We start from the raw sequence: 24388 nt of genomic DNA, 5'->3' as shown, positions 1-24388 counted from the left end.
AAAACGAAACCGCGTCCAAAGAGGATGTTTCAAGGGGTCTCTCAGAGGTGGACGCTTAAAGGCTTGTTTCGTTTTTTCCTCTGCGCCTCGGTTGGTATCCCAAAGAGCTCTCGCTATTTTCTCCTCTTTCCTCATCAGCGGCTTTGTTTTTTGGGACGAAGCTAGCTTGCAAAGATTCCCTTTAAAAAACTTTAGATTGCCACTCCAAAGGGTGCTTCTATTTTTTGAAGCGAACTGCTCAATTTCCTAAGCCTTAAAAAAGCTCCACTGTCTTGGATGACCCAAGCCATTCATCCGTGTTTCACAAGCGATGTTATTTAAGTTTCAACTGTCTCTATAGCTGGCAGAGGAAACAGGAGAAAACAGCGAAGGTCTTTGGGACTCTGCCAAGCTGGAGGGGAAAAAGGGAAACACGCCCTTAAGCGTCCACCTCTGAACAATCATCCTTGTGAGGGCCACTTTGGACGCGGTTTCCCTTTTTCCCCGTAAGCGGACAGTGTCCCTCCCCGTTAGAGGCCCAAGAACCTGGAGCGTTTTCTCCTGTTTCCTACCCACCACTGAAGCCACGAAAAACAGAAGCAGTGGAACTTAGTCCTGAAGTCTGCTCATTATGTTTTGACCACTTGACAAAACTAGGAAGGAACCATAAACTAATTTTTGTACTGACCAGTCAGTTCAGAAACCAAAAAGGGGATGGAAGTGATGGCCTCATCGAAAAAAGATCAAATCGCACAGGGAGCACTGAGGGCTTTTGCCCAGTTTGGATTTAGCGAAACCTCGATGGATGCGATTGCCGAAATGGCTCAGGTAGCGAAGGGAACACTCTATTACCACTTTTCCACAAAAGAAGAGCTGTTTCTCTACGTCATCGAAAAAGGCGTGAATATGCTGATTTACCATGTAGACACCGCGATGCAAACGGATGAGCTGTCCCTTGAGGATCGCATGATAAATGTGCTGGATGAGCATCTTCGCTTCTTTTCCGAAAACCAGGAACTATGCTTTCTTCTGCTGAGCTTTTTCACGGGAGATGAGCAGCGTGACCAGATGGTAGGCAAGCTTTTGACCGGTTACTTTACCACGATGGAAGCCTATATGACTGATTTGCAAAAGCAAGGCTATATCAAAGCGGATGCGGAGATTCGTACGGTGGCATCTGCCTTGTTCGGAATGATTGGCTTTACTGTGCTTCGCAAGCAGTTCCGGAAAGAGCCTGTAAGCAGCGATGCAGGCAGAAATACTTTGAAGTATTTACTGGCAGGAATACTGCAAACAAGATAATTGAGACATAGAGGAGAATGAACGATGAACAGACGTGCTTGGATCGGGGTGGCTGGCTTTGCAGTCGGCATTACAGTACTTGGAACGTTTTTGTTTGGACCGGGAATCGGGAGTGTAACCGGAAAAGATAGTACACAAATCGCAGGAGTCATCGAGGGAACAGAGGTGGACCTGTCGTTTAAAATGGGTGGTTCGATCGAGCAGATTGCAATAGCAGACGGAGATGAAGTGAAGGCTGGTCAGCTCGTTGCGACGTTGAACAGTGAAGAGCTGCTTGCGAAAAAGGAACAGGCCGAAGCTGCGTACCACCTCGCACAAGTAAAGCTGGAGCAGGCGAAAAAAGGGGTTTCGTTAACAGACAGCTCAAGCAGTGCTCAAGTGGATCAGGCACAAGCGGTAGTCAATTCAGCCAAGGCACAGCTCGATGCGAATAAAAACGGTGCGCGCGCAGAGGAAATTGCACAGCTCAAAGCAAAGCTTTCCGCGGCACAAACCTCCAATCAAATTGCGGCTACCAACCTGGAGCGGATGCAGAAGCTGTTGGTTGAAGGCGCGGTACCCCAAGTAAAGGTAGAAGAAGCGAAAATGCAGGCTGACAAAGCTGCAGCAGAGCTGAAGGCTGCTGACGAACAGCTGAAAATGGCTCAATCGGGTTCTCGTCGTGAGCAAATCGATGCTTCCCAGGCTCAGCTGGACCAGGCAAAAGCAGCGTATGACCAAGCGGTAGCAGGCCGTGGTCAGGTCGGACTGAAGCAATTGGACGTGAAATCCGCAGAAGCAGGTGTACAGCAAGCAAAAGGAGCTTTGGCAGAGATCGAAGCATACCTGAACAACACGAAGCTGACCGCGCCTGTAGATGGAATCGTCAAATCCGTTTCAGTACAAAAAGGTGAGCTGGTGGCACAAGGCTTCACCGTCATGACCATTCAAACCAAAGCAGACAACTATGTGAAGCTGTACGTGAACGAGTATACGCTCGCAAACATTAAGTCTGGTGATATGGTGAAGCTGTACGTGCCTGCCCTGAAACGGGAGGTAGATGCAAAAATTGCTACGATTGCTCCTGCTGCAGATTTTGCCGTGAAAAAAGCAACACAAGAGCTCGGCGATCGTGATATTCGTTCCTTCCAGGTAAAACTGCTCGTCGTAGGCTCAGAATTGCGTCCTGGATTGACCGTGGAGTGGAAGATCGAAGGGGCTGGTCGTGGTGAGTAAATTTCCCGAACTTTTTTGGCAGGAATGGAGAAATCTTTTTACCAATAAAACAATTCGTAACGTCGTCTTCATTGTTCCACTGATTTATTTGACGATGTTCGGCTTTCTGTACAGTGAGAAAAAAGTAATGGAAATTCCGACTGTTCTCGTGGATGCAGACCAAAGTGAATTAAGCCGAGAGCTGTATCGCGCCTTTGAGGTCGACAAGACATTTCGGATCAATTCGGTTGTAGGTACCGAGGAAGAAGCAATGCAGCTCGTGGACAAAGGGGAGGCGAATGTCGCGCTTATCATCCCGCCGAGTCTGGAACAAAATGTAAAAGCCGGGCGTGAAGCTGAGGTACTCACTGTAATTGACGGCAGCAATATGATGATTTCCAATACGGCTGTGCGAGCAGCAAGTACGGTAGTCAAGACGGTTTCCGCAGGTGCTACATTGAAGAAGCTGGAGGCAAAAGGCAGCTGGGGTGATGAAGGGAAGAACCTTTTTACCGGGATTGACTACCGCTATCGGGTCTTGTACAATCCGACGTTTAGCTACCTGTCCTTTATGGTGTTCGGACTGGCTGGGACGGTGCTGCAGCAGGTTTTGTTCTTGGGAGTTGCCCTTTCAGTAACACAGCAAAAAGAAGCAGGTACCTGGAAGGAAACGATGGCCACGAACAGCTTTTTCGCCATTACGCTGAGCAAATTGCTCCCTTACTTCCTGGCAGGGACGCTCAATATGTTCCTCGGCTTCACCCTGCTGTTAAAAGGCTTCGGCATCCCTTATTACGGAAGCACAGTTGATTTGATGATTGTTGCTAGTGCATTTAATCTTGCAGTTTTATCCATTGGGTACATGATCTCGTTTTTCTCTAGCGATCAGCTTCAGGCTACGCAAATTGCAATGATGATTGCGGTACCGTCGTTTATGCTCTCGGGCTTTACATGGCCGTTCATGTCGATGCCAACACTGATTGCTGCGATCGGGAAATCTTTGCCCCTGACTTATTTTTTGGATGGTGTCAGGGAAATTTTGACCAAGGGACACGGCTTGTCCTATGTGAGTAATGACCTCGCTGCTTTAGGCTTTATGACGCTGGTTGGCTTGTTCGCAGCCTATGTCATTTACCTTGCCCAAACACGGAAAAAATCGGTAAAAACGAGTGACTCCCCGAGTGCTTAGGTAATTTTTGCGTAAAAGAAACGCTTGTGTTATAAAGAATCTTTCCTTTATACTTATTTAAAAAAAGGCAGATTCTTCAACGCTAGGGGGACATTATGTCAGCGACTCATCTGAAACAATTGTGTGAAGAGACGTATACCAAGTTGAAAAGGGTTAGCATGGAAGTGGAACGTTATTTGAACCAGGTAACATTATCAAGTCTGGTCTCAGCATCCGGTGATCCGGAAGAGTTTGAATCCTACTACCGCAACTACCTTTCTGACCTGCGCCATTTGCTGGTCTACTGTGAGAATGCGTACGACAGGCTGGGGGTATCCCTTCGCCGAGCACGATTTAACGAGGAGTTTGCCGAGGAAGTACTGTATCAGGTATATCATACCTGTATCAATAACTTCTATTATCCCAAAGGCGAGGTCTATGATGAGGACGGGCGTTATTCTTATACCGGTCAAGATGCAATCATTTTCCGTAAGCAGGTAACTCCTGAATTACAACAATTGACCCTTTCCTTATCTAGAGTGTTTGAACAAATGCGTGACGATCTGCAATACTACGAAACAGACTACATTACAAAAAAACGGATGCAAAATGAACGAGCACAGGCGTAAATGCCTGTGCTTTTTTTCTGCGCGGACGATCCAGTTTTTATACGCCAACAGGCTGACGGAGAGTAGACACTAGGCGATCGACCTGGGTAAGCATATTCTCACGCGCCGCATCGTCGACATACGGTACCGCTGCAAAGTTTTGATAGGTGACGTCATAGCCAATCATCTGAAGCGTGCCGTCCACAATCTGCTTGCTGACAACAGAGTCGAGACCGGTTGCTGACATCGTCTCTGCAGATTCCCTCGTGGTTGTAATCACGAGGGCCTGCTTATTGGTCAAAAGACCGACTGGACCATCTGCCTCATAGCGAAAGGCAAAGCCATTGGTAAAAACACGATCAATATAGCCTTTGAGGATGGCGGGAGCGGACCACCACCACACGGGGTAAATCATGACCAACAAATCCGCATCGGTAATAATCGTCTGCTCGGATGCAATATCAGCAGAAACCGTCCCCTGCTCGATACGCTGCATGTCATCTGCGTTGAACACGGGTTGGAAGTTCATTTGATACAGATTACGTACCTCATAAGTGATTTGCTGCTTGTCCAGCGCTTGAGTTACACGAGAGAGGATACCATGACAAAAGCTTTCCGTTCCTTCCTGGGCAAAAACAATACATGCTTTCATATTCGATCCTCCTAATTGAAAATGTGTTGAGAAAGGCTTAACCTCACCTAGGTTTATTGGAATCCAGCTCGCAAACGCAACAAGAATTTATGGAACAGGCCACCCACGGTTTGGTGCTCTGGAGGCTGTACGGTTTGCGCGGGCTCAACAGGACGCAGCTGCCGCAATGTCTGGTTGACGTCGATCATTCCGTAGCCGTATAGCTGATCGTGACCAGGGGGGCCGAGGTCGACAGCGGATTTGCGGATGATGTCCATCACATCACGATTTTTCATGTCGGGTTGAACAGAGCGAACCAATGCAGCTAATGCAGCTACATGCGGGCAAGCCATCGAGGTGCCTGACAAGGAGGCGTAATCACTGTAGATATAGGTGCTGGGAATATCTACTCCAGGAGCGGAGACATCAAGGTGCTTACCAAAATTGGAAAAGTCGGCACGCTCTTTTCGATGGTCGACAGCCGCAACAGAGAGGACTTCGTCATAAGCAGCCGGATAACTCGGTTGGTCGCTGGCGTCATTTCCCGAAGCGGCAACCAGAACCACATTTTTTTGGAAGGCATACTGACAAGCTTCCTTGAGCGCAGCAGAAGAGGTGTAATTGCCGACACTGAGGTTGATCACATCCGCTCCATGATCCGTTGCCCAATAGATGCCTTGGGCGATATCTACAGCAGAGCCTGAGCCGTCAGCACCAATCGCTTTGACTGGCATCAGCTTGCTTTTCCACGTCATCCCGGCTATTCCGTCCTTGTTATTGGTCTTGGCAGCGATAACACCTGAGACGTGAGAACCGTGTCCGTTGTCGTCCTGAGGCTTATTATTGTCTTCCAGTACGTTATAGCCTTCAACGAGCTTTCCGGCAAATTCCGGATGGTTCATGTCTACGCCTGTATCTACAACAGCGACGATGACATCACTGCTGCCTTCGCTGATGTCCCAGCTCTTTTCCATACCGATGAGCGGCATGTTCCACTGATACTCGGTGTAATACGTATCGTTAGGCTTTCTGTTTGGCAATAACAGGTAATTGGGTTCAGCGTAAGCAGAGTCAGGATGCTCAGCCAGCTTTTTCATTAATTGCTTGGTGGTCAGGCTGCGTGACTTGATGATCAAAAATTTATCAAAATCGCGTTTGATCGTAGCGTCGAGGGAAGTTACCAGAGCATCAATCTTTTTTTGCTCGGGTCTGGGGGAGAAGCGTACGACTACTTCATGCTCCACATAATGACTGCGATCGCGCGGGTTATGGTGGAGAGTCTGAATATGGCTTTTTCCTTCTAAGCTACGACGTATGTCTTTGACTTGCTCGATATAATTGATTCGTGGAATACTAGCCCCAATCGAAGTGACTTTGGGATGAGGCTCGCGCATTTCCTGCTCGGCATTCTGATGCATTCGATAAGGAACAACAACAAGTCCGACCAAGGCGATGGCAACAGCTAACGTGGGCAAGACTCGCAAAAAAATTCACTCCCTCCAGTGCTTATGGATATAGCCTGCACACGGAGAGAGTGATTATGAAGGAAAAAGCTTACATTCGATTGTTAAGTGGACGAACGTTTGCTGAACGAAGCGAACGGCGAGGGAGCTTCCAGCCATGATACACCGAGATCATCCGGCAAAGCACGATCGCCATAAAAAGTCCGTACAGCTCATTGACTGTGGTGGTCCATTTGAGTCCGACAGCAAGCCCCGCACCCATTGCCCACATTGCGTATATTTCTTCTTTGAAAACGAGTGGCTTGCGACCAGCGAGCACATCTCTGATGATTCCGCCGCCAATTCCTGTCAATACAGCAGCGACAATCGTAGCGCTAAGCGGGTAATTCATTTTTGTCGCATACATCGCACCTTGGATGGCAAAGGCAGATAGTCCGACTGCGTCGAAGAACATTCCCCATCGATCCCAGTAACGAAGATATTTTTGCGGAAGGATAAAGACGATGAGCATAGTGACGAGAGCGATGGTAAATAGTGTTCCTTGGTTCCAAAAAGTCGTAAGAGGTATGCCTAACAGGATATTGCGCATGATCCCGCCACCGAATGCAGTAGCCATTCCGAGAACGATTACCCCCAAGATGTCATATTCCTCTTCCATGGCAATGATGGCGCCACTTACGACAAACGCCACCGTGCCAACGATGTTAAACCATTCCCAAGACATGTTTTTTTTCAACGTCCTTCCATCTAAATCAATCCGAGCTGTAATAATGCGTGATGGATTCCACCATCATTGACGTGACGAGTGACCATGTTGGCATGTGGCTTCAGGTCTTCGTGAGCATTGCCCATGGCTACACCCATACCAACGTAAGAGAGCATTTCTTTATCATTTAAACCATCGCCAAATGCTACGGCTTGATCCGGTGAGAGGCCAAAGTGACGCAAGATCGCTTCAATTCCTCGTGCCTTGGAGCCATTTGGAGGCAGGATATCCAAAACTTGTGGGTGCCAGCGAATGTAGGAGACCTCATTAAAGCGACCGATATAAGGGTGCTCATCCTGCTTACTGCAGTAGAGAAAAGCTTGGTAGATCGGCGTTTCCTTCCAATAGCCTGGTCGATAGTCAGGATGAGGCAATTGCAAAGAGTCGAACGATTCCATCACGTGCGGATGGTTGCTGACATTGGCATAGCACGTTTCTGCACTGAGAAAAACCATCGGATGGTTGTTGCTATCCGCCATTCCTTCAAGCGTGGCAAGCGTTTCTGACGCAACAGGGGTGTGATGAATCAAAGCGCCCTCACTCATTGCATAAGACCCGTTAAAACCGACGAATGTATCGATCCCGAGCTGATCGGCAATCGGCTTTAAGTGATAGGGAGAACGACCAGTCGCGATTGCTACCTTGACACCATTTTCCTTCAACAGGGATACAGCCTTGATCGTTGTTTCAGGAATCACGTGCTCTGTATTCAGCAGTGTTCCATCGATATCAAAAAAGACGATTTTGTAGTTCATTTCTATTCCTCTCCACTCTTTCTCTATATGACCGCACAGGCGTTTTCACACAAAAAAATAGGAAAAGGAATGCCCGGAAAAGACATTCCTCTTCACTTGCTATTAGAATACAGCCTGCTGTGTCTCGCTGTCAAATAGATGACATTTGGAAAGATCCATACCGAGCTTCACGCTCATTTTCGGCTTCAAGCCTTCACGGGAATCGACGCGGGCCACCATTTGGGCATCGCCGATATTGGTAAAGTAAACATACAACTCAGAGCCCATATTTTCCACGACATCGATCTCGGCATGGAGGAAGCTTTCAAATGGGTTAGCTTCCAAAAATGTAGAGTCACTGTAAATATCTTCTGGACGAATCCCGAAAATAGCAGATTTGTTTACATACCCATGATCACGCACGAGCTTTGCTTTGTCTTCAGGGAAACGGATGTGAATGTTCGGAGCTTCAAACACGCAGACGCCGTCTTTTTCCAGAACAGTACCTTTTACAAAATTCATTGCAGGTGAACCGATAAAGCTCGCCACAAACAGGTTAACCGGCTTGTTATAAATCTCGGTAGGAGTCGCGACCTGTTGGATGAACCCATCCTTCATGACTACAATCCGATCTCCCATGGTCATCGCTTCTGTCTGGTCATGCGTGACATAAATGATCGTCGTATTCAATCGCTGGTGCAGCTTCAAGATTTCAGTGCGCATTTGTACCCGCAGCTTGGCATCCAGATTGGATAACGGTTCGTCCATCAGGAAGACCTGAGGCTCTCGCACGATGGCTCTTCCCAGTGCCACACGCTGACGTTGACCGCCTGACAAAGCTTTCGGCTTACGATCTAATAGATGAGAAATATCCAAAATACGGGCAGCTTCCTGGATTCGTTTTTCAATCTCGGACTTTGAAAATTTGCGCAATTTCAGACCGAATGCCATATTTTCATAGACGTTCATGTGCGGGTAGAGCGCATAGCTTTGAAAGACCATAGCGATGTCCCTGTCTTTGGGGGCAACGTCATTGACTCGCCGGTCCCCTATGTACATGTCGCCATCAGAGATTTCTTCCAGACCGGCAATCATGCGCAGTGTGGTAGATTTGCCGCAGCCCGAAGGACCGACAAGAACGAGGAACTCTCGGTCATGGATATCCAAGTGAAAATCATCAACAGCCGTTACATTAGTTCCATATCGCTTGTAAATGTGGGAAAGCGTCACCTTTGCCATTGAGCAGGCACCTCCGACATAAAAATAGAAAGAAAGCGAGTTCTTAGGTTGGTTACAAGAATCGTATCAGGCGGCCGGATAATGATCTATAGTTATAATGTACAAAATGTTTTGTTAATTCTGACGAAAGAGTAGAAATAGCTGTAGCAGCACGGCATCGGGAAACAGACGCGGGTCCAAACCTGTTTGTTCGGTCAGCTTGTCCAATCTGTACAGGAGAGTGTTTCGATGGATAAAAAGCTGGCGCGCAGTATCACTTACATTTAATTGGCGGGAAAATAATGTCTCGAGCGTCTCCAGCTGCTCTTTGTTTAGCTGTGAAATGGTGACGAGTTGGCGGACATGATCTGCAAGCATTTTGGTATCATGAGGTGTTAGAGACGCTGCCCATCGCTCGAGTTTATATGACCAGCTGCCGGCAACCATCGTACGTGGTCGATAGGTGGATATCGCCTGAGATAAAGCAAGTAAATGCGTGAGCTCCTTGTCCAAAGCAGAAGACGAGGAGAGGGGCGATCCTACAAGCATGCGGATATTTTCCATCCATTCGGTTGTGATCAAGTCATGTAGTCCTGAAGCCCACTCAAGCAATTCCTCTTTTTCACTTTGATTTCCCAGCATAGACAATGGGACGATCAGGAAAAGATAGGAGTGATTCAAAGGGATAAAGAGCAGCGATGGACTCGTCTGTTCGTCGCTATTGAAGAAGTCATGCAATAGATGCTGTATATCCGTCCACTCAAAGGTGCTGTCCACCCGACACCTTTCCAGAAGAAAACAGACACGTTCCCCTCGCCAGGGCCATTGCTGCTCCAAGCGTGCTGGGGAAGGGGCAGGGGTCCCTGCTGCGACACCACGTAGCCATGAGCTCAGCTGCTCGGGGAACGAAGTCTGTTGTTCCGGTTGGGTAAAAAACAGATTCAGCATCGCACGCGCAGCGCCATCCCATTGGATCGACTCAATGAAAACGAGTGATATCTCGGCATGATTTTGGGAGGACGCAATCAGCTCCCAGCCGCGCTGCTCATATTCTCGCTCTAGTGAATCCGCTATGCTTGCAGAGGTGAGCAAGCATATTATGGGGAGATTGGTTGCTTGGCGAATTTTCTCCACGTCTCTCGTCCAATTTTCCATAAAAGCCCTCCTCTCCAAAAAAATAGAGTAAGGCTATTATACCTTACTCCATGACAAGTGTGGCGGCTGACTCCGACAAAGAGGACGAGCCTGCAGCAGGTTCGTAGCGAGTAGCAGGCGAGGACGTGCCAACCAACGTATGCAGGGTCAATTCCGGTCGAGAGCGCAGGCGAATGTTAACACCTGTTTGCCCGAGTCCTTCACTAATATAAAACGGTCTGCCGTCCATTTCGTGCAAGCCTTTGACCATATTCAATTTTGGTAGCTTACCCATTTTCGCCAAATGAAAAGGGCGTGGCCAATGAATTTGCCCACCGTGAAAATGCCCCGACAGCAAATAATCATAGGCGTAATTCTTCATCTGTAGCACAATATTGGGGTCATGAGTCAAAACGAGTCTAGCTCCTGTTTCGGGAACATGCTCAAACGACTTTTCCAGTTCACTACGGCGAGTAGCAAAATCGTCTACGCCAATAATGTGGAGTGGCTGACCATGATGATAGACGGTTACATGCTCATTGATCAGGACACGGCAGCCTAATTGTTCAAGTGCCTTTTTTAATTCTCGCAGCTTGGATGCTTTTAATACATAGTCGTGATTTCCGAAAACGACGTATGTGCCTAGGGCAGGCTGCAAGCTCATGATGGTTTTTACGTAATCAACAGCTTTAGGAATATTTTTTTGTCGATCGAGCAAATCACCCGTAACCGCAATCAAATCGATTGGCTGGGCAGAAAATTTGGCGACAACCTGATCTGCGTCGATAGACAGATTTTCCATGTGCAAGTCAGACAGGTGTAATATGGACAGCGGTTCCCAGCCACTCGTGTCTTTTATTCGAGCCGATCTTTGCAGGGGAATCGTAACAGCTTGCGTATGGACATCGAAAGTATTGCGGTAGGCACGAATCGAAAGCAAAGTGACAGCAACTGCAAGTAAGATCCAAGTCATGGTAGTTTGCCATCTCCTTTGTCTTGGGAATAACGCTCATTATACTAGATTTTTTCACGAATCGAATAAGTAGGTTTTTGGCAGAAGGAATTTGACAGGAAGTGCAGAAATATTATGAATGTTGAGGTGCTATAGAAAAATAATTTAGAGTCATTAGGAGAGTGAGTGTATGAACGTAGAAAAAATTCCGGCAACGGAAGGCCGGTTTAATCTGCAAAATTATGATGAAACTTACGCTAATTTTGATTGGGCTGAAGTAGAGAAACAATTTACCTGGTACGAAACAGGCAAGGTAAACATGGCTTATGAGGCGATTGATCGCCACTTGCTGACGGACAAAAAAGACAAACCTGCTCTTTTTTATAGTGATTTGACCAGAGATGAGACATACACATATGCGCAATTGAGCGAACTATCCAATAAGTTTGGCAATGTTTTGCGCAAGCTTGGAATTGCAAAAGGGGATCGCGTATTTGTATTCATGCCGCGCACTCCTGAGCTTTATGTAAGCGTTTTAGGTACACTTAAAGTTGGAGCTATTGTTGGTCCGCTTTTCGAGGCCTTCATGGAAGCAGCTGTACGTGACCGTTTGTCTGACAGTGAGGCTGTTGCGATCGTAACGATTCCTTCACTCTTGCCGCGTATTCCTGTCAGTGAATTGCCAGCTCTCAAGCATGTCATCCTCGTCGGTGGGGCGGATGAGCAAAAAGAGGGTGTCGTCAGCTATGAAGCGGCGATGGCCGAAGCTTCGTCCGAGCTTGAAATCGAGTGGGTAGACCGTGAAGACGGCATGATTCTGCACTACACTTCAGGATCGACTGGTAAGCCAAAAGGCGTGCTACACGTGCACAACGTGATGATTCAACACCTGCAAACAGGTAAATGGGTATTGGATTTGCAAGACGACGATATTTACTGGTGCACGGCGGACCCAGGCTGGGTAACAGGTACGGCCTACGGTATTTTCTCTCCATGGCTGAACGGTGTGACCAACGTCGTTCGTGGTGGCCGATTTACACCAGAGGACTGGTACAAAACAATCGAAAAATACAAAGTCTCTGTTTGGTACAGTGCACCAACAGCTTTCCGTATGCTGATGGGAGCGGGCGATGAGGTAGTCAAACAATTTGATTTGTCCAGCCTCCGTCATGTACTGAGTGTGGGTGAACCACTCAATCCGGAGGTTGTATACTGGGGATTGCGCGTGTTCAATCATCGTATTCACGACAACTGGTGGATGACCGAAACTGGTGGTCAGCTGATCTCCAACTTCCGCAGCATGGCAATCAAGCCAGGCTCCATGGGTAAACCAATCCCTGGCGTGCACGCGGCAATCATCGACAATCAAGGAAATGAACTGCCGCCTAATCGAATGGGCAATTTGGCAATCCGCGTAGGCTGGCCAGCAATGATGAGAAAAATCTGGAACAACCCAGCGAAGTACGAAGAGTATTTCCACATTCCAGGCTGGTATGTTTCAGGTGACTCAGCGTACAAGGATGAAGAAGGCTACTTCTGGTTCCAAGGACGAATTGATGATGTGATCAATACGTCCGGTGAGCGTGTTGGTCCATTTGAGGTAGAAAGCAAGCTGGTAGAGCATCCAGCTGTAGCAGAAGCAGGTGTAATCGGGAAGCCTGACCCTGTACGCGGTGAAATTATTAAAGCATTCATATCCTTGCGTGCTGGCTATGAGCCAAGTGATGCACTGATGGATGATATCCGCAAATTTGTTAAAGAAGGACTCGCTGCACACGCTGCACCGCGCGAGATTGAATTCCGCGACAAGCTGCCAAAAACGCGCTCTGGAAAAATCATGCGCCGTGTCCTGAAGGCATGGGAGCTGGGATTGCCAACGGGCGACCTGTCTACGATGGAAGACTAATAATCAAACAAAAACCATCTTTCCACTTGGGAAGATGGTTTTTTTATACCGGCTAAAAAGCAGCTACGGATCGGGATGCTTTTTTTAATGACTGTGATGCTGATGTTCTCCCTCATGCGTATGGGAATGAGAATGAGAATGAGAAGCGGACCCTCCTTGACAGTGCAAATCCCCGTGCGTGACAGAGGAATTCTCAATTTGTATCGTAGCATGGCTGATCCCGAATTCATGCTGGAGTAGTTCAAGTGCTTCATTCAAAATCGGATAGCTCGGCAAGCCATCTTCTACAATTAAATGGCAGGTAAGCGAGTCGAATCCAGATGTGACTGTCCAAATATGAAGGTCGTGCACCTTGGTTACACCCGCAAGCTGGCTCAATTTGCTTTCGACCGCCGTTGAGTCAATACGAGAGGGCGTGCTTTCCAGCAAAATATTAACGGAGTCTTTCGTTATACGCCAAGCGCTTAAAAGGATTAATACAGCAACGATCACACTGATTAGTGGATCGGCAATATACCAGCCGAAGGACCACATCAAAATCCCGCCGATGATGGCGCCGACTGACCCCAGAAGATCACCGAGTACGTGCAAAAAAGCACTACGAACATTCACATTGTCTTTGTAGTCACCACGCATCAGGACGAAGGCAGCAGCGATATTCGCCAATAGCCCGATTGTGGCAATAATGATCATTTTACCACTTGAGACTTGTGGAGGATCAAAGAGTCGCTGATACGCTTCCCAAAAAATGATCAAAGAGATGACGACCAGAGTAACGCCGTTTATCAGTGCTGCCAATATCTCAAAGCGTTGAAGGCCAAATGTCCGCTTGGCAGTTGGCGGACGGGCTGCGATGTGAATCGCAATCAGACTCAGAAGTAGCGCTGAGGCATCGCTTAGCATGTGACCCGCGTCGGAGAGCAAAGCCAAGCTATTGGTGAGGAAGCCCCCGATTACTTCCACGATCAAAAACAAAGTAATGATAACGAAGGAAACGAGTAACGCCCGCTTGCTGGCACCTTTGCCATGATGATGATGGCCGTGACCGTCTCCGTGGTCGTGATGATGACCCATAAGAATACCTCCTCTATAAATGTGCTGCTAAATAAGCTGCATCGTAACCTACGCCACCCATGAGTGCAGATTGGCGATTATGCTGCCAGGGAAGCCCCAGAAAGAAAAGGCCTGGCACGACAGAAACGCCGCGCTGGTGAATGGGAGCTTCGTTTTCGCCTAACACTTCCGGAATGTCCAGCCATTCATATCCTGGGCGAAATCCGGTTGCCCAAATGATATTAGTAATACGCTCCTGATGACCTCCCGCAAAGGTAGCAGTATTTCCGGTGATCGAGACTGTTTTCGGGACCATTCGAATTTGTCCAGTCTGTTCCAACTTTTGCAGCTCGGCTCGATACCCAAAGATCGGGTCGGGCCTTTTGCTGAGCCATTTTCCTAGCCAAGAGGTGTTAGGAGCGGTCAATACTCCTGTGGCTCGCATGTAATCAAAAATAGTTTTACCCAAAAAAGAAAGCGGCAGAAAGGAACGGGATTGACTCATAGAAAAAGTGACGGCTCGACTGGCTGCTAGCTCTACCGCGAGCTGTGCCCCTGAATTTCCCCCTCCCACTATCAAGACAGGACCGTCTTTTAGCTGCCCTTCATTTTTATAGCTGGCCGTGTGCACCTGCAAAACTTCATCTGTGAGAGCAGATACAATCGGTGGCACATAGGGAGTATGGAAGGGTCCTGTGGCTACCACCAGCTTCTCCGTGTGATACAACTCGTTGTTTGTACGTACAGCAAAGCCTATGCTAGTCTTCGTCACCTGGATAACGTCAGTGCCAAGCTGGAGCGGCAGCTGAAAATGCCGGGCGTACTCTTCTAAATAGTTTGCCGCATCAATTTTTGTTGGAAGCCCATCACGTTCACCAGGGAAGGGGAATCCAGGCAAATCGCAGTAACGGCGGGGAGTAAACAATACGAGTGAATCGTATCGCTCGCGCCAGCTATCTCCAATCCTTTTGCTTTTATCCAAAAGAAGAATGCGGCGCTGTTTTTGTTGTAAATAATATCCAGCTGCTAAACCTGCTTGACCTGCTCCGATAACAATCACATCGTAGTCGTTCATAGAAAACGCCTTCTTTCATGCGGGGTACATCTAAATATTACCACAATCAATTTAATATTCAAGTAATCGTTTGAATGTAATTGAAAAAGAAAGACCGTCAAGGAATCAACGGTCTTTCACCAGCTTATTTGATTACAGTTTCACACCACATGCATCAACTTGCAGAACGAGAGTAGATCCGATGTGGGGTCAAATCCCCAGGATGACGTACGTAGAGGGGACCCCAGGAAGGATTGGCATCATGCATGCTTTTCAGGAGACTGGTCATCCCTGAGAAGGCCGTTGCGACAGACACTTCTCCTGCGATGGCTCCTGTTACGGCAGCTGCAACCACATGGGCAGCATACATGCCGGATATGACACAATCCTGTACCTCGGCTGCGTTCACCAGATGAGTACGCACTTCTTGGACAATTCGTTCATCGTGATTGTGCCAATTTTGAATATCACCAAGGGCATGTCCCTCCAGGCTCAATAGCCGAGTCTGTGTGATAGCGCGTGCTACGACCGTAGCTGATTGCTTGATTAACTCCGCATCATAGCTTGTTCGACCAAGTGTAATAGAAGTGAGGTCCTTGTCCGTTTCTTCCTGCAGGGCGTTTGCCCAATCTGCTGCATTATCAAAATGAAGAAAGCGCACGGTCTCGGCAGCAAGATAGCCACGCAAAATATCAGCAGGGTGTGAGTCGTTCTGAGGTCCTGTATTACGCAAAAGGGGTTTTCCTGTATAAGCTTGATTCAAGCCACGGAAATACCCGATTAATCCGATTCCAGCAGCAGGCCCGTTGTTTAATATACCCAGTACGTCAGATGCGGTCTCATCGATTCGCAACGACCAATAATCGGCCAGGGAGCGATTGTCCAGCTCACTCCATAGTGCGTCGTATACTGTTTTTTGCAGCTCTCCAAGCAACCCGGTGTCCGCATGCAATATATCGTGTCCTGCCGTCTCATGTCCGAGTGCTGACCAAGCCAGCAGTCCATGGCGCGCATTGGCTGGAGGTAAATTGACAATTCCCGTTTTCAGTCCAAAATGTGAAGCAGCTTCTACAGTCCACGTATAAGGACCATAGTGAGGCCGTCCCCATTTGACGAGGGGAGCGATCATGCTTTGGTCAGGAGGTTTGATCCCTTTCCTGTCCTCCTCGCTCAAAAAGCCGTCATACAAATCACTTACCACTTCCTGAAAGGCATCTGTCGCTTCCTGTTCGTACCCTTCTTTGTTCTGCAAGATGGCCTGGGCTATATCACAAAACAGCCCTGCCTCGCGTTCCTTGTTCGGATCGCGCCGCATCATGTTCGAAAATCCGGCCTCGGTTAGCTTGTCCAATGCCTGCATAAACGGATGGTACACATGCTCACGGTAAAGTGGGGGGAGAGAGGTTGCTGCGTCATGTAAGCGTTCGAATAGGGAGTGATACTCAGTAGGATCGAGAGGACCCATATTCTTGTCCAGGGCAGCAGTCGTTACGTCCTCCATACTTTGTTGCAGATGACGAAAATCAGGATGGTTCATGCGTGACGCCTCCTATCGTACAGAGATTTGGCTCTGAACTGCGAGTTACGTCATATCAGAGTGTGCGGCTTGTTTGGGGACTCGCCTCCTTTCCTGCAGGAATGGAAGAGATGTGTGTGGAGAAAGAAGTGTGTCTCCCTATTATAAAAGGGTTGAATTGGAAAAAAAAGATAGCACTGATAGGTGATTAGTCACAAAAATAGCGAAATGGGGCAGGATTTTTATGCCAATGTATATAATTAGGAATGATAACGATTTAAGTTTGAAAAGGAGGAAGTAAGTTTGCTCGCGAAAATCCGTCACTTTTTCATAGAGATTCTGGGGGCGCTCATTCTTGGACTTGCCGTAGTCGTGTTGACCGTAAACGGAACAACCGACATTTTCGCTGGCTGGAAAATGGAATGGTCCCCGCAATGGCTGGATGTAAAAACATTTTTTCTGAGCATTGTCCTGGAAGCCATTCCTTTTGTGCTGCTCGGTGTATTTTTTTCAGCCTTTATCCAGACCTTTATTTCAGAGGAGCAGGTCAGGCGCTGGATACCTAAAAGCATGATCATTGGCTTGCCGTTTGCAGGCTTGCTTGGCTTTTTGTTTCCCGTCTGCGAATGTGCCATTATTCCGGTCGTTCGCCGGTTGATCCAAAAAGGGATGCCGCTGCCTGTCGGAATCACATTTTTACTCGCAGGTCCAATCGTGAATCCGGTTGTGCTTTCTTCCACCTATATCGCTTTTACGCGCCAGCCTGATATGGCGTTGTATCGAGGTGTTGCCGGTTTTGCTGTAGCGATTATTGTCGGGCTGCTCGTTTTTTTCTTTGTAAAGAAGAATCCGCTTCGCCTCGGCATGGAATCGCAGATAAGACATGAAGCCCTACACACAGAGGCGGTGCGTGGAAAGCTGTCAGCTACCTTCTCTCATGCGGTGGACGAATTTTTTGACATGGGGAAATATTTGCTGTTTGGTGCCTTTATCAGTGCGCTGCTGCAAGTGTATGTCAGCAGGGAGACGCTCGTAAATATCGGTCAGACGCCACTTACCTCAAATCTGGTGATGATGGGAATGGCGTATCTGTTTTCCTTGTGCTCGGAGGCAGATGCGTTTATTGCAGCGTCCTTCTCCAATACCTTCCACAGCAGCTCACTGCTTGCTTTTCTCGTTTTTGGTCCCATGCTAGATTTCAAGACAACGTTGATGCTGCTCAGTACGTTTCGCTTCGGTTTTGTAGTCAAGCTTGTGGTGGCAGTAACGGTTCTCGTCTTGGCGATTACCATGCTGATGCCAGTGTAGGGGAGGAAAGGATATGGATCAGACCAGCTTGAAGCGTCATTATTTGATCAGAAGTGTGATTTTGTCTGGATTTACCTTGCTCTTGGCATATTTGATCGTGTCCGAGAAGCTGAGCCATTATTTAGCGCCTCGCCTTCACATGTTCAGCTACGTCACATTAGGAATTTTGGTGATTTTGACAGTAGTCAGTATTCGCCAGGCGATCGTCGGTGCGAATGAATATGATTGTGACTGCGAGGACGTACATAAGGTACCGCGCTCCCCGTGGATTTCGCTCATCGTATACGGCCTGTTTCTTTTGCCGCTTGCCATGGGTTTTCTCATGCCTGACAAAATATTGGGTAGTGATGTTGCAGAAAAAAGGGGAATTACCTTGCTCAGTAACGATGTGAGAAAGCTGGCAGAAGTCGCGGTAGCTACAGATTCAGCAGAAAGCAATACAGACAATGCAGGCAGCAGTCATTCCACTGACCCGTCGCAGTCAGAAGGCGATACCGAGCCAGCACTTGAAGCTGGGTCAGAACAGGTAGAGGAGGGTAATCAGGAGCAGGATGCAAGCCAGCAGGAGCCAGCTGACGTAGAGGATGAGCAAATCCGTAAACGCTTTGATACAAATGGCTTCGGGGATTTTTATACGGATTTGGCGGTGTCTTTGTATAAGCAACCAGTGATCGACTTGCACGAAAAAGTATTTCTCGATGGTTTGACCACGATGGAGCTGTATGCCAAGGAATTTGCAGGTAAAGAAATGGAGATTCTCGGCTTCGTGTACAGGCAAACAGATTTTTCTGCCGAGCAGTTTGTGGTGGCGAGATTTTCGGTGTCCTGTTGCACGGCTGATGCCAGTGTATTCGGCATTTTGGTAGAGAAGTCAGACGGTAGCAAGTGGGCAAAGGACAGCTGGGTGAAGGTGCGCGGCAAGCTCGAACTCAGAAAAATAGATGGATTTGACATGCTCGTGCTAAAAGCAAATCGGGTTGAACCTGTAAAAGCACCAAAAGACCCGTATGTGTATTACAGCTACGATGCAGCATCAAGCAGCTAGTGAGTGATTTTAGTCAATCGCGATCAAGAATCCGCTGTCCTTTTTTGAAAAGAGAAAATAAATACAAAAAGCTGGCGTCCCCTCTATATGAGACGTCAGCTTTTTCGTTATTTGTTTTCTTCTTCTTCATAAAACCAGAGAGGGTCATCACAATCGACATCGCCGTTATAATTGATCAAAATTTCTTCTCCAGCAGCGATGTCCGTATACGCATAAAAATCAAATGTGTGATTATCAAAGTTAATGTCATAAGTGGCATTCGGCGTGTACGAATGATTGAACAGCATGCCGTACCCGAGAAGAATCGCAGTGTGGTTAGCACCATATTCGAACGCGTAATCAGCAAGCAATGTTTTCTCGATATGATCATGCTCCTCATTCAGATAAGGAAGGACGGGAGCTTCATGAATGAGTTCGCCTTTTGCAATGTCGCGTGTAGCAAATACGCCTCTATTTAAATCTCCGTTACTGAGCTTGGATGTCTTTACTTCTATCATGAATCATCACCTGCGTTCTTTTGACTGTGGAGTTTTCCTTTTTAAGAATGACAGTTGATTCCGTTGAACGCAACCATTTTTATTATCGAACTGCAGTGAGGATAGCTGGAAGCTGTTGTTGTATTGGAACTAGATTACTTTTTCATGACCAAATGATGACGAACAGCATAGGCTGCGAGCTGGACGCGATTTGCTAGCTGCAATTTTTCCAGGATGTTTTTCAAATGATTTTTTACGGTATTTTCAGCGATGATGAGGGCCTCGCTAATTTCTCTATTCGTCTTTCCGGCACCAACGTATATGACGATTTCACGCTCGCGTGGGGTCAGAACATCAGGGACAGTCTCGTCCAAATGCTCCTCCTGCCGAAAACGATAAAGCAGCCGAGTCGCCATCTCACGTGATAGCTCACTGTCCTCGCCGAGCAAGGCATGAAGATAGTTGACCCAATCATCTGGCTCCAGATTTTTTAGCAGGTAGCCTTGGGCACCGAATTGAATAGCTGTAATCAGATCGGCCACATCGTCAGAGATGCTCAAAATGACGACCTTGATGTGTGGATATGCCTTTTTTACTTCGCGTGTAGCTTCTAGCCCGCTCCACTTGGGCATGTTGATATCCATTAATACAAGGTCTGGCTGCAGCTTTCCACATAGCTCGAAGGCCTCTTCGCCATTTTCTGCCTCACCGATCACCTCAAAGGATGGGTCGGCGTCGAGGAGACTTCGAATCGCCATGCGTGCCATCGGATGATCATCGGCAATTAAAACACGGTAACCGTTCATCGTGCATTACCTCCAGAGTGGGAAGTCAGGCTAATGATAGTGCCACCTTCCGTTCTTTTTCGAATATCGACAGCGGCCCCTAGCTGACGTGCTCGTTCGCGCATCATCGATAATCCATATTTTTTGGTATCAACCGAGGTGTGCGTGATACCAATACCATCGTCTTCAATAGCGAGGACCCAATTACGCGGTTCTTCGGTGGTCAGACTAATCCAGGAATGCCTAGCCTGTGCGTGCTTACGAATATTGGCGAAAGCTTCCTGGATGATGCCGAACAGCTGCACTTCTTCGGCAGCTGTAAAAAAATTTTCCTTAATCCGGATTTCCGAGGCTACGTCCACACCAGAGAGGGCGCTCCATTGACCAAGCCACTTTTCCAGACGTTGATCAAGGCTGCCTTCCTCGGGGAGTGCTCGCAAATTAAAAATGGCTTGCCGCACATGATTATCGATAGCAGTTACCGCGACACGTGCCTCATCCAGATGTCCCTGCTTCAGCTTGACATTGAGGAAAAACAAGGACTGTGCGATTCCGTCGTGTAATTCCCTGGCAAGACGTTCTCTTTCTTCATAGACAGCTCTGCGTGCCTGCTCTTCGACAATACGCGCATTCATCCGTTTGATCGTGCGAAACATCCAGGTAGCGAATAAATAGGACAACAGGAGTGTGAGCAGGGTGATGTACACATTGCCTGTCTCCATCGACATATAAGGCAAAAGAAAATCATGACGGACGAATTCGAAGCCACCGATGATAATAGTAGGAATCAATACGGTCAACCAGTAAAAGATGCGATAAGACATAAGAAAATCCCTTCTTTACTTGTGGCAATCACTACTAAGTATACCGAATGGGACAACCGGATGATATACTCGTATGTGAAAAGGTGGAAAACGGGAGGGACATCCATGCATACCATTGCGAAAGCATTGACGATAGCAGGTTCAGATAGTGGTGGAGGAGCCGGTATTCAGGCAGACCTGAAGACCTTTCATCAGCTAGGTGTATACGGAATGAGCGCGATAACAGCGATTACTGCGCAAAATACGCTGGGAGTATCAGGCGTATATCCATTGCCGACGGAAGCCGTGGCGCATCAAATGCGTGAAGTGCTGCGCGACCTGGGGGCAGATGCTGCAAAAACAGGAATGCTTTTCGATGCGGCGATTATCAAAGCCGTTTCCGAAGAGATCCATGCTTTTGGTTTGAAGAAGCTGGTCGTCGATCCGGTCATGATCGCTAAAGGCGGAGCGAAGCTGTTGCAAGATGATGCGATCGCTGCTTTGAAAACGCATTTGCTGCCGCTGGCGGAAGTTGTCACACCAAATTTGCCGGAAGCTGAATGCTTGACGGGGATGCTGATTCGGACGCCGGAGGAGATGCGGGAGGGCGCACGTGCGATTTATGCACTTGGTGCGCGTAATGTTCTTATGAAGGGTGGTCATCTGGAGGGAGATACGGTCGTTGACATTTTGTTTGACGGAACGAATTTCTATGAGCTGACCCACGAGCGTATCCATACACGTCATACACATGGGACAGGCTGCACGTTTTCGGCTGCATTGACTGCCGAATTGGCAAAGAATACTCCGCTTTTGCAAGCTGTAGAGAAGGCGAATCGTTTCATCTTTGAAGCGATCAAGACAGCCCCTCAAATTGGAGGCGGACACGGGCCAACGAATCATTGGGCGGTTGTCGACTAACGTAGGAATTGTTCTTGTTACTAGTAAAAAACTCGATGCTCTTGACGGTACAAGAGCTCGAGTTTTTTGTTTGTCTAGATATGCATTTACTTAACCTGAACAGAAAAATCGCCATGTAATCGAATTGGGTAACTATTTAGTGTGAACGTATATAAGCTGGGCTCTCCCTTGTCTGTCAAGCGCTTAAACAGGTAGCCATAAGAATGAGTGGTTTCTTTTTGACCAGAAGATGAGGTGCCTTGGACGTAATCGTATTCATTCCCGACATCATCGGTTAATTCACTTAAAAGAGAATAAAAACGGTTTGTGTCTAGCTCTGGCACATCCAGTGTGAAGTCTATGCCCAAAACATCGCCGTTTTGGCGCAAAGCCTTTATTTGGAGACTGGAGTCGGGTGCTTTTACGAGCTTGTTGGTCTTGGCGTCGATGACGACCTCCAGCTTGTCTTTATCAATCGCTTTGATGCCACTCGCTTTCAGATACAGCTTTTCGGGCTGGACAAAATACGTGCTTTCCAAATTGTAGACAACGCCATTTTCACCGTTTGGGCGATAGGGTACACCGTTGCCCCAAAAAGCGTACGTTTGGCCTTTTTCATCCACGAGCCGGAGCTGATCAAAATCAAAGACGTGCTTGGTATTGGCTGAATCAAAACGAATACTGACTTCTGTCTGCGTTGGGAAGACGGCAATCTGCTCAATCGTGAAACGCATCCCGTCCACGGTTACCTGCTTCATGACAGGGTAGACCTTTTCTTCCAGCGACACATATTTGGTTTTATCAATAGCAAACGTAACGAACAGGGGATTTTCTTGCGGGACATTGTCTAATGCGACAGTAACCTTTGCTGTTAGAGAGTCTGGAATCGGGCTGTTTTCACTGATATGAACATCGAATCGATCATGGCTGGTCGATGCTTCCTTGAGATTGCCTCGCGACCAGGAGATGCCGTACTCCCAATCGTTTCCACGCGGATCGACGAGCTCGATTTTGTGCAGGGAAACCTGATGCTCTTGCTTTTCAGCGTGCAGTGTATAAAAAACGAGCATCCGCTTTTGATCCATCAAAACCTGATCGACAGTAAAGCTCACCCCATCAAGCGAGGTGCTTGCTCCCACGCTTTGCACCATGTTGTGTTCTGCTGCCAAGCGCATGCCTTTGTCATCGTTGATCAATTCTACGAGCTTTTCCAATCCGGGTATATGACTGACATAGGCAGCCACCGCAGGTGATAGCTTGATCGAAAAAAATAAGGCTAACAAAAGGGAGCAGGCAGTTACTGTGGAGCTTATACGAATCCAAAACCTGCGTTGGCGTTTTTGTTTTTGCTGCTTTGCTTGCATGATTCCATTGCGAATGTACTGATCAATCTGCGGAGGTACTGTTTGTAGCTCCGTAGTGTTTGTATCATCCAGCACGCTCGTCACCATCCTTTCCCAAGGTCTTTGCGCAGGGCGCCCAGAGCTTTATGCAGCCAGGTTTTTATCGTTCCTTCGGGGTGACCGAGCACGTCTGCAATTTCCCGTACGGTCCGATCCTCAAAGTACTTCAGAATGATGATACGCCGATACGTCGGAGTCAAACGGGAGAGGGCTTCTTCTATGAAGATCCGCTCGATGCTCTGCTCGTGAGGGAGCGTGTCTACACCTCGCGTTTGCTCGTTAGAAAGCTTTGTCGGGTCAACGAGCAGCCGTTTTTTACGCTTTTGTTCATCGATGCAGACGTGGATGAGGATACGAGTTAGCCACGTACTAAAATAGGCAGTCTGTTCTAACCGCGACAGCTTGAGATAGGAACGGCAGGTCGCTTCCTGAATCGCCTCCAATGCATCGGTTTCGTTGTGTAGAAAGGCGAAAGCGACCTTATACATTTTTTCCTTTTGCAGACGGATGGCTTGAAAAAAAGCTTCATCATCTCCGCGCTTTGCTTGTAGGACAAGCTGTTCCAGATTCACATTTTCTCCCTCCTATAGGATTAGACGCGCAAGTCAATGAAACGGTTTTAACAAAATGTCGCGCATTGCTTTTTTTGGTGAACCTACCGCCCATTACTTGCTTACAGTGAAGAAAGAAGGGAAAGGGTGGGGCAGATGAATGTGGATCAAATGGACAACGATTCATGAATCGTACGGTCTTCCCAGAATGGCGCAGGAGTGCCGCCGGTATCTTGAAACCAAAGGGATTACGGTCAGAATCATGTCAAAAAAAACGAAGCGAGCAGGTCATCTCTACATGCTGCAAGTGCCATTCGAACAGGAGGAGCAAGCAAGAAAATGGTTGAATGAATTCAAAAGCTCATTGGGGTAGTAGCTCCCTCCTGCCATCTATCCCCTTGCCACTCGAAGACCAGATCAGATCATACTAGGTCTTAGG

General features: G+C 47.8%; 24 protein-coding genes. 9 read left to right on the top strand and 15 right to left on the bottom strand.

The window, feature by feature from the left end:
• Nucleotides 1-702 precede the first annotated feature (702 nt).
• The 4 genes from SB752_RS26880 (at nucleotide 703) to SB752_RS26865 (ending at nucleotide 4272) form a co-directional block, all read left to right on the top strand.
• The gene (locus SB752_RS26880) at nucleotides 703-1281 is read left to right on the top strand and encodes a TetR/AcrR family transcriptional regulator (RefSeq protein WP_410718535.1); all 579 of its coding nucleotides are present in this window, start codon (nucleotides 703-705) and stop codon (nucleotides 1279-1281) included.
• Between the two features lie 24 nt (nucleotides 1282-1305).
• On the top strand, nucleotides 1306-2496 hold the full coding sequence (locus SB752_RS26875; RefSeq protein ID WP_410718534.1) for an HlyD family secretion protein: 1191 nt from the start codon (nucleotides 1306-1308) through the stop codon (nucleotides 2494-2496).
• On the top strand, nucleotides 2489-3664 hold the full coding sequence (locus SB752_RS26870; protein WP_410718533.1) for an ABC transporter permease: 1176 nt from the start codon (nucleotides 2489-2491) through the stop codon (nucleotides 3662-3664). The genes SB752_RS26875 and SB752_RS26870 overlap by 8 nt, the downstream gene beginning before the upstream one ends.
• Nucleotides 3665-3759: 95 nt before the next feature.
• Entirely contained in the window at nucleotides 3760-4272 is a 513-nt protein-coding gene (locus tag SB752_RS26865; protein WP_103108704.1) for a DUF3907 family protein, read from the top strand.
• Between the two features lie 37 nt (nucleotides 4273-4309).
• On the opposite strand, the gene SB752_RS26860 is transcribed toward SB752_RS26865, so the two are convergent.
• The 7 genes from SB752_RS26860 to SB752_RS26830 form a co-directional block, all read right to left on the bottom strand.
• The gene (locus SB752_RS26860; RefSeq protein ID WP_410718532.1) at nucleotides 4310-4903 is read right to left on the bottom strand and encodes an NAD(P)H-dependent oxidoreductase; all 594 of its coding nucleotides are present in this window, start codon (nucleotides 4901-4903) and stop codon (nucleotides 4310-4312) included.
• Nucleotides 4904-4956: 53 nt separating this feature from the next.
• Nucleotides 4957-6366 (bottom strand): S8 family peptidase, encoded by a 1410-nt coding sequence (locus SB752_RS26855; protein ID WP_410718531.1) that lies wholly within the window; start codon nucleotides 6364-6366, stop codon nucleotides 4957-4959.
• Nucleotides 6367-6436: 70 nt separating this feature from the next.
• Complete coding sequence (locus SB752_RS26850; protein WP_410718530.1) at nucleotides 6437-7069, bottom strand: trimeric intracellular cation channel family protein; 633 nt, start codon at nucleotides 7067-7069, stop codon at nucleotides 6437-6439.
• Nucleotides 7070-7092: 23 nt separating this feature from the next.
• The gene (locus tag SB752_RS26845) at nucleotides 7093-7866 is read right to left on the bottom strand and encodes a Cof-type HAD-IIB family hydrolase (protein ID WP_410718529.1); all 774 of its coding nucleotides are present in this window, start codon (nucleotides 7864-7866) and stop codon (nucleotides 7093-7095) included.
• A gap of 102 nt (nucleotides 7867-7968) precedes the next feature.
• Entirely contained in the window at nucleotides 7969-9084 is a 1116-nt protein-coding gene (locus SB752_RS26840) for an ABC transporter ATP-binding protein (RefSeq protein ID WP_410718528.1), read from the bottom strand.
• A 114-nt stretch (nucleotides 9085-9198) separates the two neighbouring features.
• Nucleotides 9199-10218 carry a PucR family transcriptional regulator gene (locus SB752_RS26835; protein WP_410718527.1) on the bottom strand — a complete coding sequence of 340 codons (1020 nt, stop codon included), beginning with the start codon at nucleotides 10216-10218 and terminating at the stop codon, nucleotides 9199-9201.
• 43 nt (nucleotides 10219-10261) lie between these two features.
• On the bottom strand, nucleotides 10262-11170 hold the full coding sequence (locus tag SB752_RS26830; RefSeq protein ID WP_410718526.1) for a metallophosphoesterase: 909 nt from the start codon (nucleotides 11168-11170) through the stop codon (nucleotides 10262-10264).
• A 169-nt stretch (nucleotides 11171-11339) separates the two neighbouring features.
• On the opposite strand from SB752_RS26830, the gene acsA reads away from it, so the two are divergent.
• Nucleotides 11340-13055, top strand: coding sequence for an acetate--CoA ligase (acsA, locus tag SB752_RS26825; protein ID WP_103108696.1), 1716 nt, complete (start codon nucleotides 11340-11342; stop codon nucleotides 13053-13055).
• Between the two features lie 84 nt (nucleotides 13056-13139).
• On the opposite strand, the gene SB752_RS26820 is transcribed toward acsA, so the two are convergent.
• The 3 genes from SB752_RS26820 to SB752_RS26810 form a co-directional block, all read right to left on the bottom strand.
• Nucleotides 13140-14129, bottom strand: a complete 990-nt coding sequence (locus tag SB752_RS26820; protein WP_410718525.1) for a cation diffusion facilitator family transporter — start codon at nucleotides 14127-14129, stop codon at nucleotides 13140-13142.
• A 13-nt stretch (nucleotides 14130-14142) separates the two neighbouring features.
• On the bottom strand, nucleotides 14143-15183 hold the full coding sequence (locus SB752_RS26815; protein WP_410718524.1) for a flavin-containing monooxygenase: 1041 nt from the start codon (nucleotides 15181-15183) through the stop codon (nucleotides 14143-14145).
• Nucleotides 15184-15337: 154 nt separating this feature from the next.
• The gene (locus SB752_RS26810) at nucleotides 15338-16699 is read right to left on the bottom strand and encodes a hypothetical protein (protein WP_410718523.1); all 1362 of its coding nucleotides are present in this window, start codon (nucleotides 16697-16699) and stop codon (nucleotides 15338-15340) included.
• Between the two features lie 396 nt (nucleotides 16700-17095).
• Between SB752_RS26810 and SB752_RS26805 the strand changes: the two genes are divergently transcribed.
• Together SB752_RS26805 and SB752_RS26800 are read left to right on the top strand one after the other, a co-directional pair.
• On the top strand, nucleotides 17096-17986 hold the full coding sequence (locus tag SB752_RS26805; protein WP_410718554.1) for a permease: 891 nt from the start codon (nucleotides 17096-17098) through the stop codon (nucleotides 17984-17986).
• 13 nt (nucleotides 17987-17999) lie between these two features.
• On the top strand, nucleotides 18000-19031 hold the full coding sequence (locus tag SB752_RS26800) for a TIGR03943 family putative permease subunit (RefSeq protein ID WP_410718522.1): 1032 nt from the start codon (nucleotides 18000-18002) through the stop codon (nucleotides 19029-19031).
• Nucleotides 19032-19138: 107 nt separating this feature from the next.
• Here the strand turns inward: SB752_RS26800 and SB752_RS26795 are convergent, their stop codons facing one another.
• The 3 genes from SB752_RS26795 to SB752_RS26785 form a co-directional block, all read right to left on the bottom strand.
• A complete protein-coding gene (locus SB752_RS26795; protein WP_410718521.1) occupies nucleotides 19139-19528 on the bottom strand; it encodes an SET domain-containing protein in 390 nt (129 codons plus the stop codon).
• Nucleotides 19529-19662: 134 nt separating this feature from the next.
• Nucleotides 19663-20313 carry a response regulator gene (locus SB752_RS26790; protein WP_213023299.1) on the bottom strand — a complete coding sequence of 217 codons (651 nt, stop codon included), beginning with the start codon at nucleotides 20311-20313 and terminating at the stop codon, nucleotides 19663-19665.
• A complete protein-coding gene (locus SB752_RS26785; RefSeq protein ID WP_213023298.1) occupies nucleotides 20310-21116 on the bottom strand; it encodes a sensor histidine kinase in 807 nt (268 codons plus the stop codon). Before SB752_RS26785 ends, SB752_RS26790 begins: the two co-directional genes overlap by 4 nt.
• A 105-nt stretch (nucleotides 21117-21221) precedes the next feature.
• Here SB752_RS26785 and thiD point away from each other — a divergent pair, with 105 nt between their 5' ends.
• Nucleotides 21222-22016, top strand: a complete 795-nt coding sequence (thiD, locus tag SB752_RS26780) for a bifunctional hydroxymethylpyrimidine kinase/phosphomethylpyrimidine kinase (RefSeq protein WP_410718520.1) — start codon at nucleotides 21222-21224, stop codon at nucleotides 22014-22016.
• An 86-nt stretch (nucleotides 22017-22102) separates the two neighbouring features.
• On the opposite strand, the gene SB752_RS26775 is transcribed toward thiD, so the two are convergent.
• Both SB752_RS26775 and SB752_RS26770 read right to left on the bottom strand, forming a co-directional pair.
• Nucleotides 22103-23434, bottom strand: a complete 1332-nt coding sequence (locus SB752_RS26775) for a DUF4179 domain-containing protein (protein WP_410718519.1) — start codon at nucleotides 23432-23434, stop codon at nucleotides 22103-22105.
• Between the two features lie 5 nt (nucleotides 23435-23439).
• Nucleotides 23440-23970 carry a sigma-70 family RNA polymerase sigma factor gene (locus tag SB752_RS26770; protein WP_410718518.1) on the bottom strand — a complete coding sequence of 177 codons (531 nt, stop codon included), beginning with the start codon at nucleotides 23968-23970 and terminating at the stop codon, nucleotides 23440-23442.
• A 139-nt stretch (nucleotides 23971-24109) separates the two neighbouring features.
• On the opposite strand from SB752_RS26770, the gene SB752_RS26765 reads away from it, so the two are divergent.
• A complete protein-coding gene (locus tag SB752_RS26765) occupies nucleotides 24110-24322 on the top strand; it encodes an SPOR domain-containing protein (RefSeq protein ID WP_410718517.1) in 213 nt (70 codons plus the stop codon).
• Nucleotides 24323-24388: the final 66 nt, after the last annotated feature.

It is taken from the genome of Brevibacillus sp. SIMBA_040, assembly GCF_046535075.1.
Classification (GTDB): Bacteria; Bacillota; Bacilli; order Brevibacillales; family Brevibacillaceae; genus Brevibacillus.
This window is presented reverse-complemented; position numbering and strand designations above follow the sequence as displayed.

Bases quoted from the DNA above. Each gene is read 5' to 3' on its own strand.
- SB752_RS26880 (WP_410718535.1), top strand. From the start codon at position 703: ATGGCCTCATCGAAAAAAGATCAAATCGCACAGGGAGCACTGAGGGCT.
- SB752_RS26875 (WP_410718534.1), top strand. From the start codon at position 1,306: ATGAACAGACGTGCTTGGATCGGGGTGGCTGGCTTTGCAGTCGGCATT.
- SB752_RS26865 (WP_103108704.1), top strand. From the start codon at position 3,760: ATGTCAGCGACTCATCTGAAACAATTGTGTGAAGAGACGTATACCAAG.
- SB752_RS26860 (WP_410718532.1), bottom strand. From the start codon at position 4,903: ATGAAAGCATGTATTGTTTTTGCCCAGGAAGGAACGGAAAGCTTTTGT.
- SB752_RS26850 (WP_410718530.1), bottom strand. From the start codon at position 7,069: ATGTCTTGGGAATGGTTTAACATCGTTGGCACGGTGGCGTTTGTCGTA.
- SB752_RS26845 (WP_410718529.1), bottom strand. From the start codon at position 7,866: ATGAACTACAAAATCGTCTTTTTTGATATCGATGGAACACTGCTGAAT.
- SB752_RS26840 (WP_410718528.1), bottom strand. From the start codon at position 9,084: ATGGCAAAGGTGACGCTTTCCCACATTTACAAGCGATATGGAACTAAT.
- SB752_RS26835 (WP_410718527.1), bottom strand. From the start codon at position 10,218: ATGGAAAATTGGACGAGAGACGTGGAGAAAATTCGCCAAGCAACCAAT.
- SB752_RS26830 (WP_410718526.1), bottom strand. From the start codon at position 11,170: ATGACTTGGATCTTACTTGCAGTTGCTGTCACTTTGCTTTCGATTCGT.
- acsA (WP_103108696.1), top strand. From the start codon at position 11,340: ATGAACGTAGAAAAAATTCCGGCAACGGAAGGCCGGTTTAATCTGCAA.
- SB752_RS26820 (WP_410718525.1), bottom strand. From the start codon at position 14,129: ATGGGTCATCATCACGACCACGGAGACGGTCACGGCCATCATCATCAT.
- SB752_RS26815 (WP_410718524.1), bottom strand. From the start codon at position 15,183: ATGAACGACTACGATGTGATTGTTATCGGAGCAGGTCAAGCAGGTTTA.
- SB752_RS26810 (WP_410718523.1), bottom strand. From the start codon at position 16,699: ATGAACCATCCTGATTTTCGTCATCTGCAACAAAGTATGGAGGACGTA.
- SB752_RS26805 (WP_410718554.1), top strand. From the start codon at position 17,096: ATGGAATGGTCCCCGCAATGGCTGGATGTAAAAACATTTTTTCTGAGC.
- SB752_RS26800 (WP_410718522.1), top strand. From the start codon at position 18,000: ATGGATCAGACCAGCTTGAAGCGTCATTATTTGATCAGAAGTGTGATT.
- SB752_RS26795 (WP_410718521.1), bottom strand. From the start codon at position 19,528: ATGATAGAAGTAAAGACATCCAAGCTCAGTAACGGAGATTTAAATAGA.
- SB752_RS26790 (WP_213023299.1), bottom strand. From the start codon at position 20,313: ATGAACGGTTACCGTGTTTTAATTGCCGATGATCATCCGATGGCACGC.
- SB752_RS26785 (WP_213023298.1), bottom strand. From the start codon at position 21,116: ATGTCTTATCGCATCTTTTACTGGTTGACCGTATTGATTCCTACTATT.
- thiD (WP_410718520.1), top strand. From the start codon at position 21,222: ATGCATACCATTGCGAAAGCATTGACGATAGCAGGTTCAGATAGTGGT.
- SB752_RS26765 (WP_410718517.1), top strand. From the start codon at position 24,110: ATGTGGATCAAATGGACAACGATTCATGAATCGTACGGTCTTCCCAGA.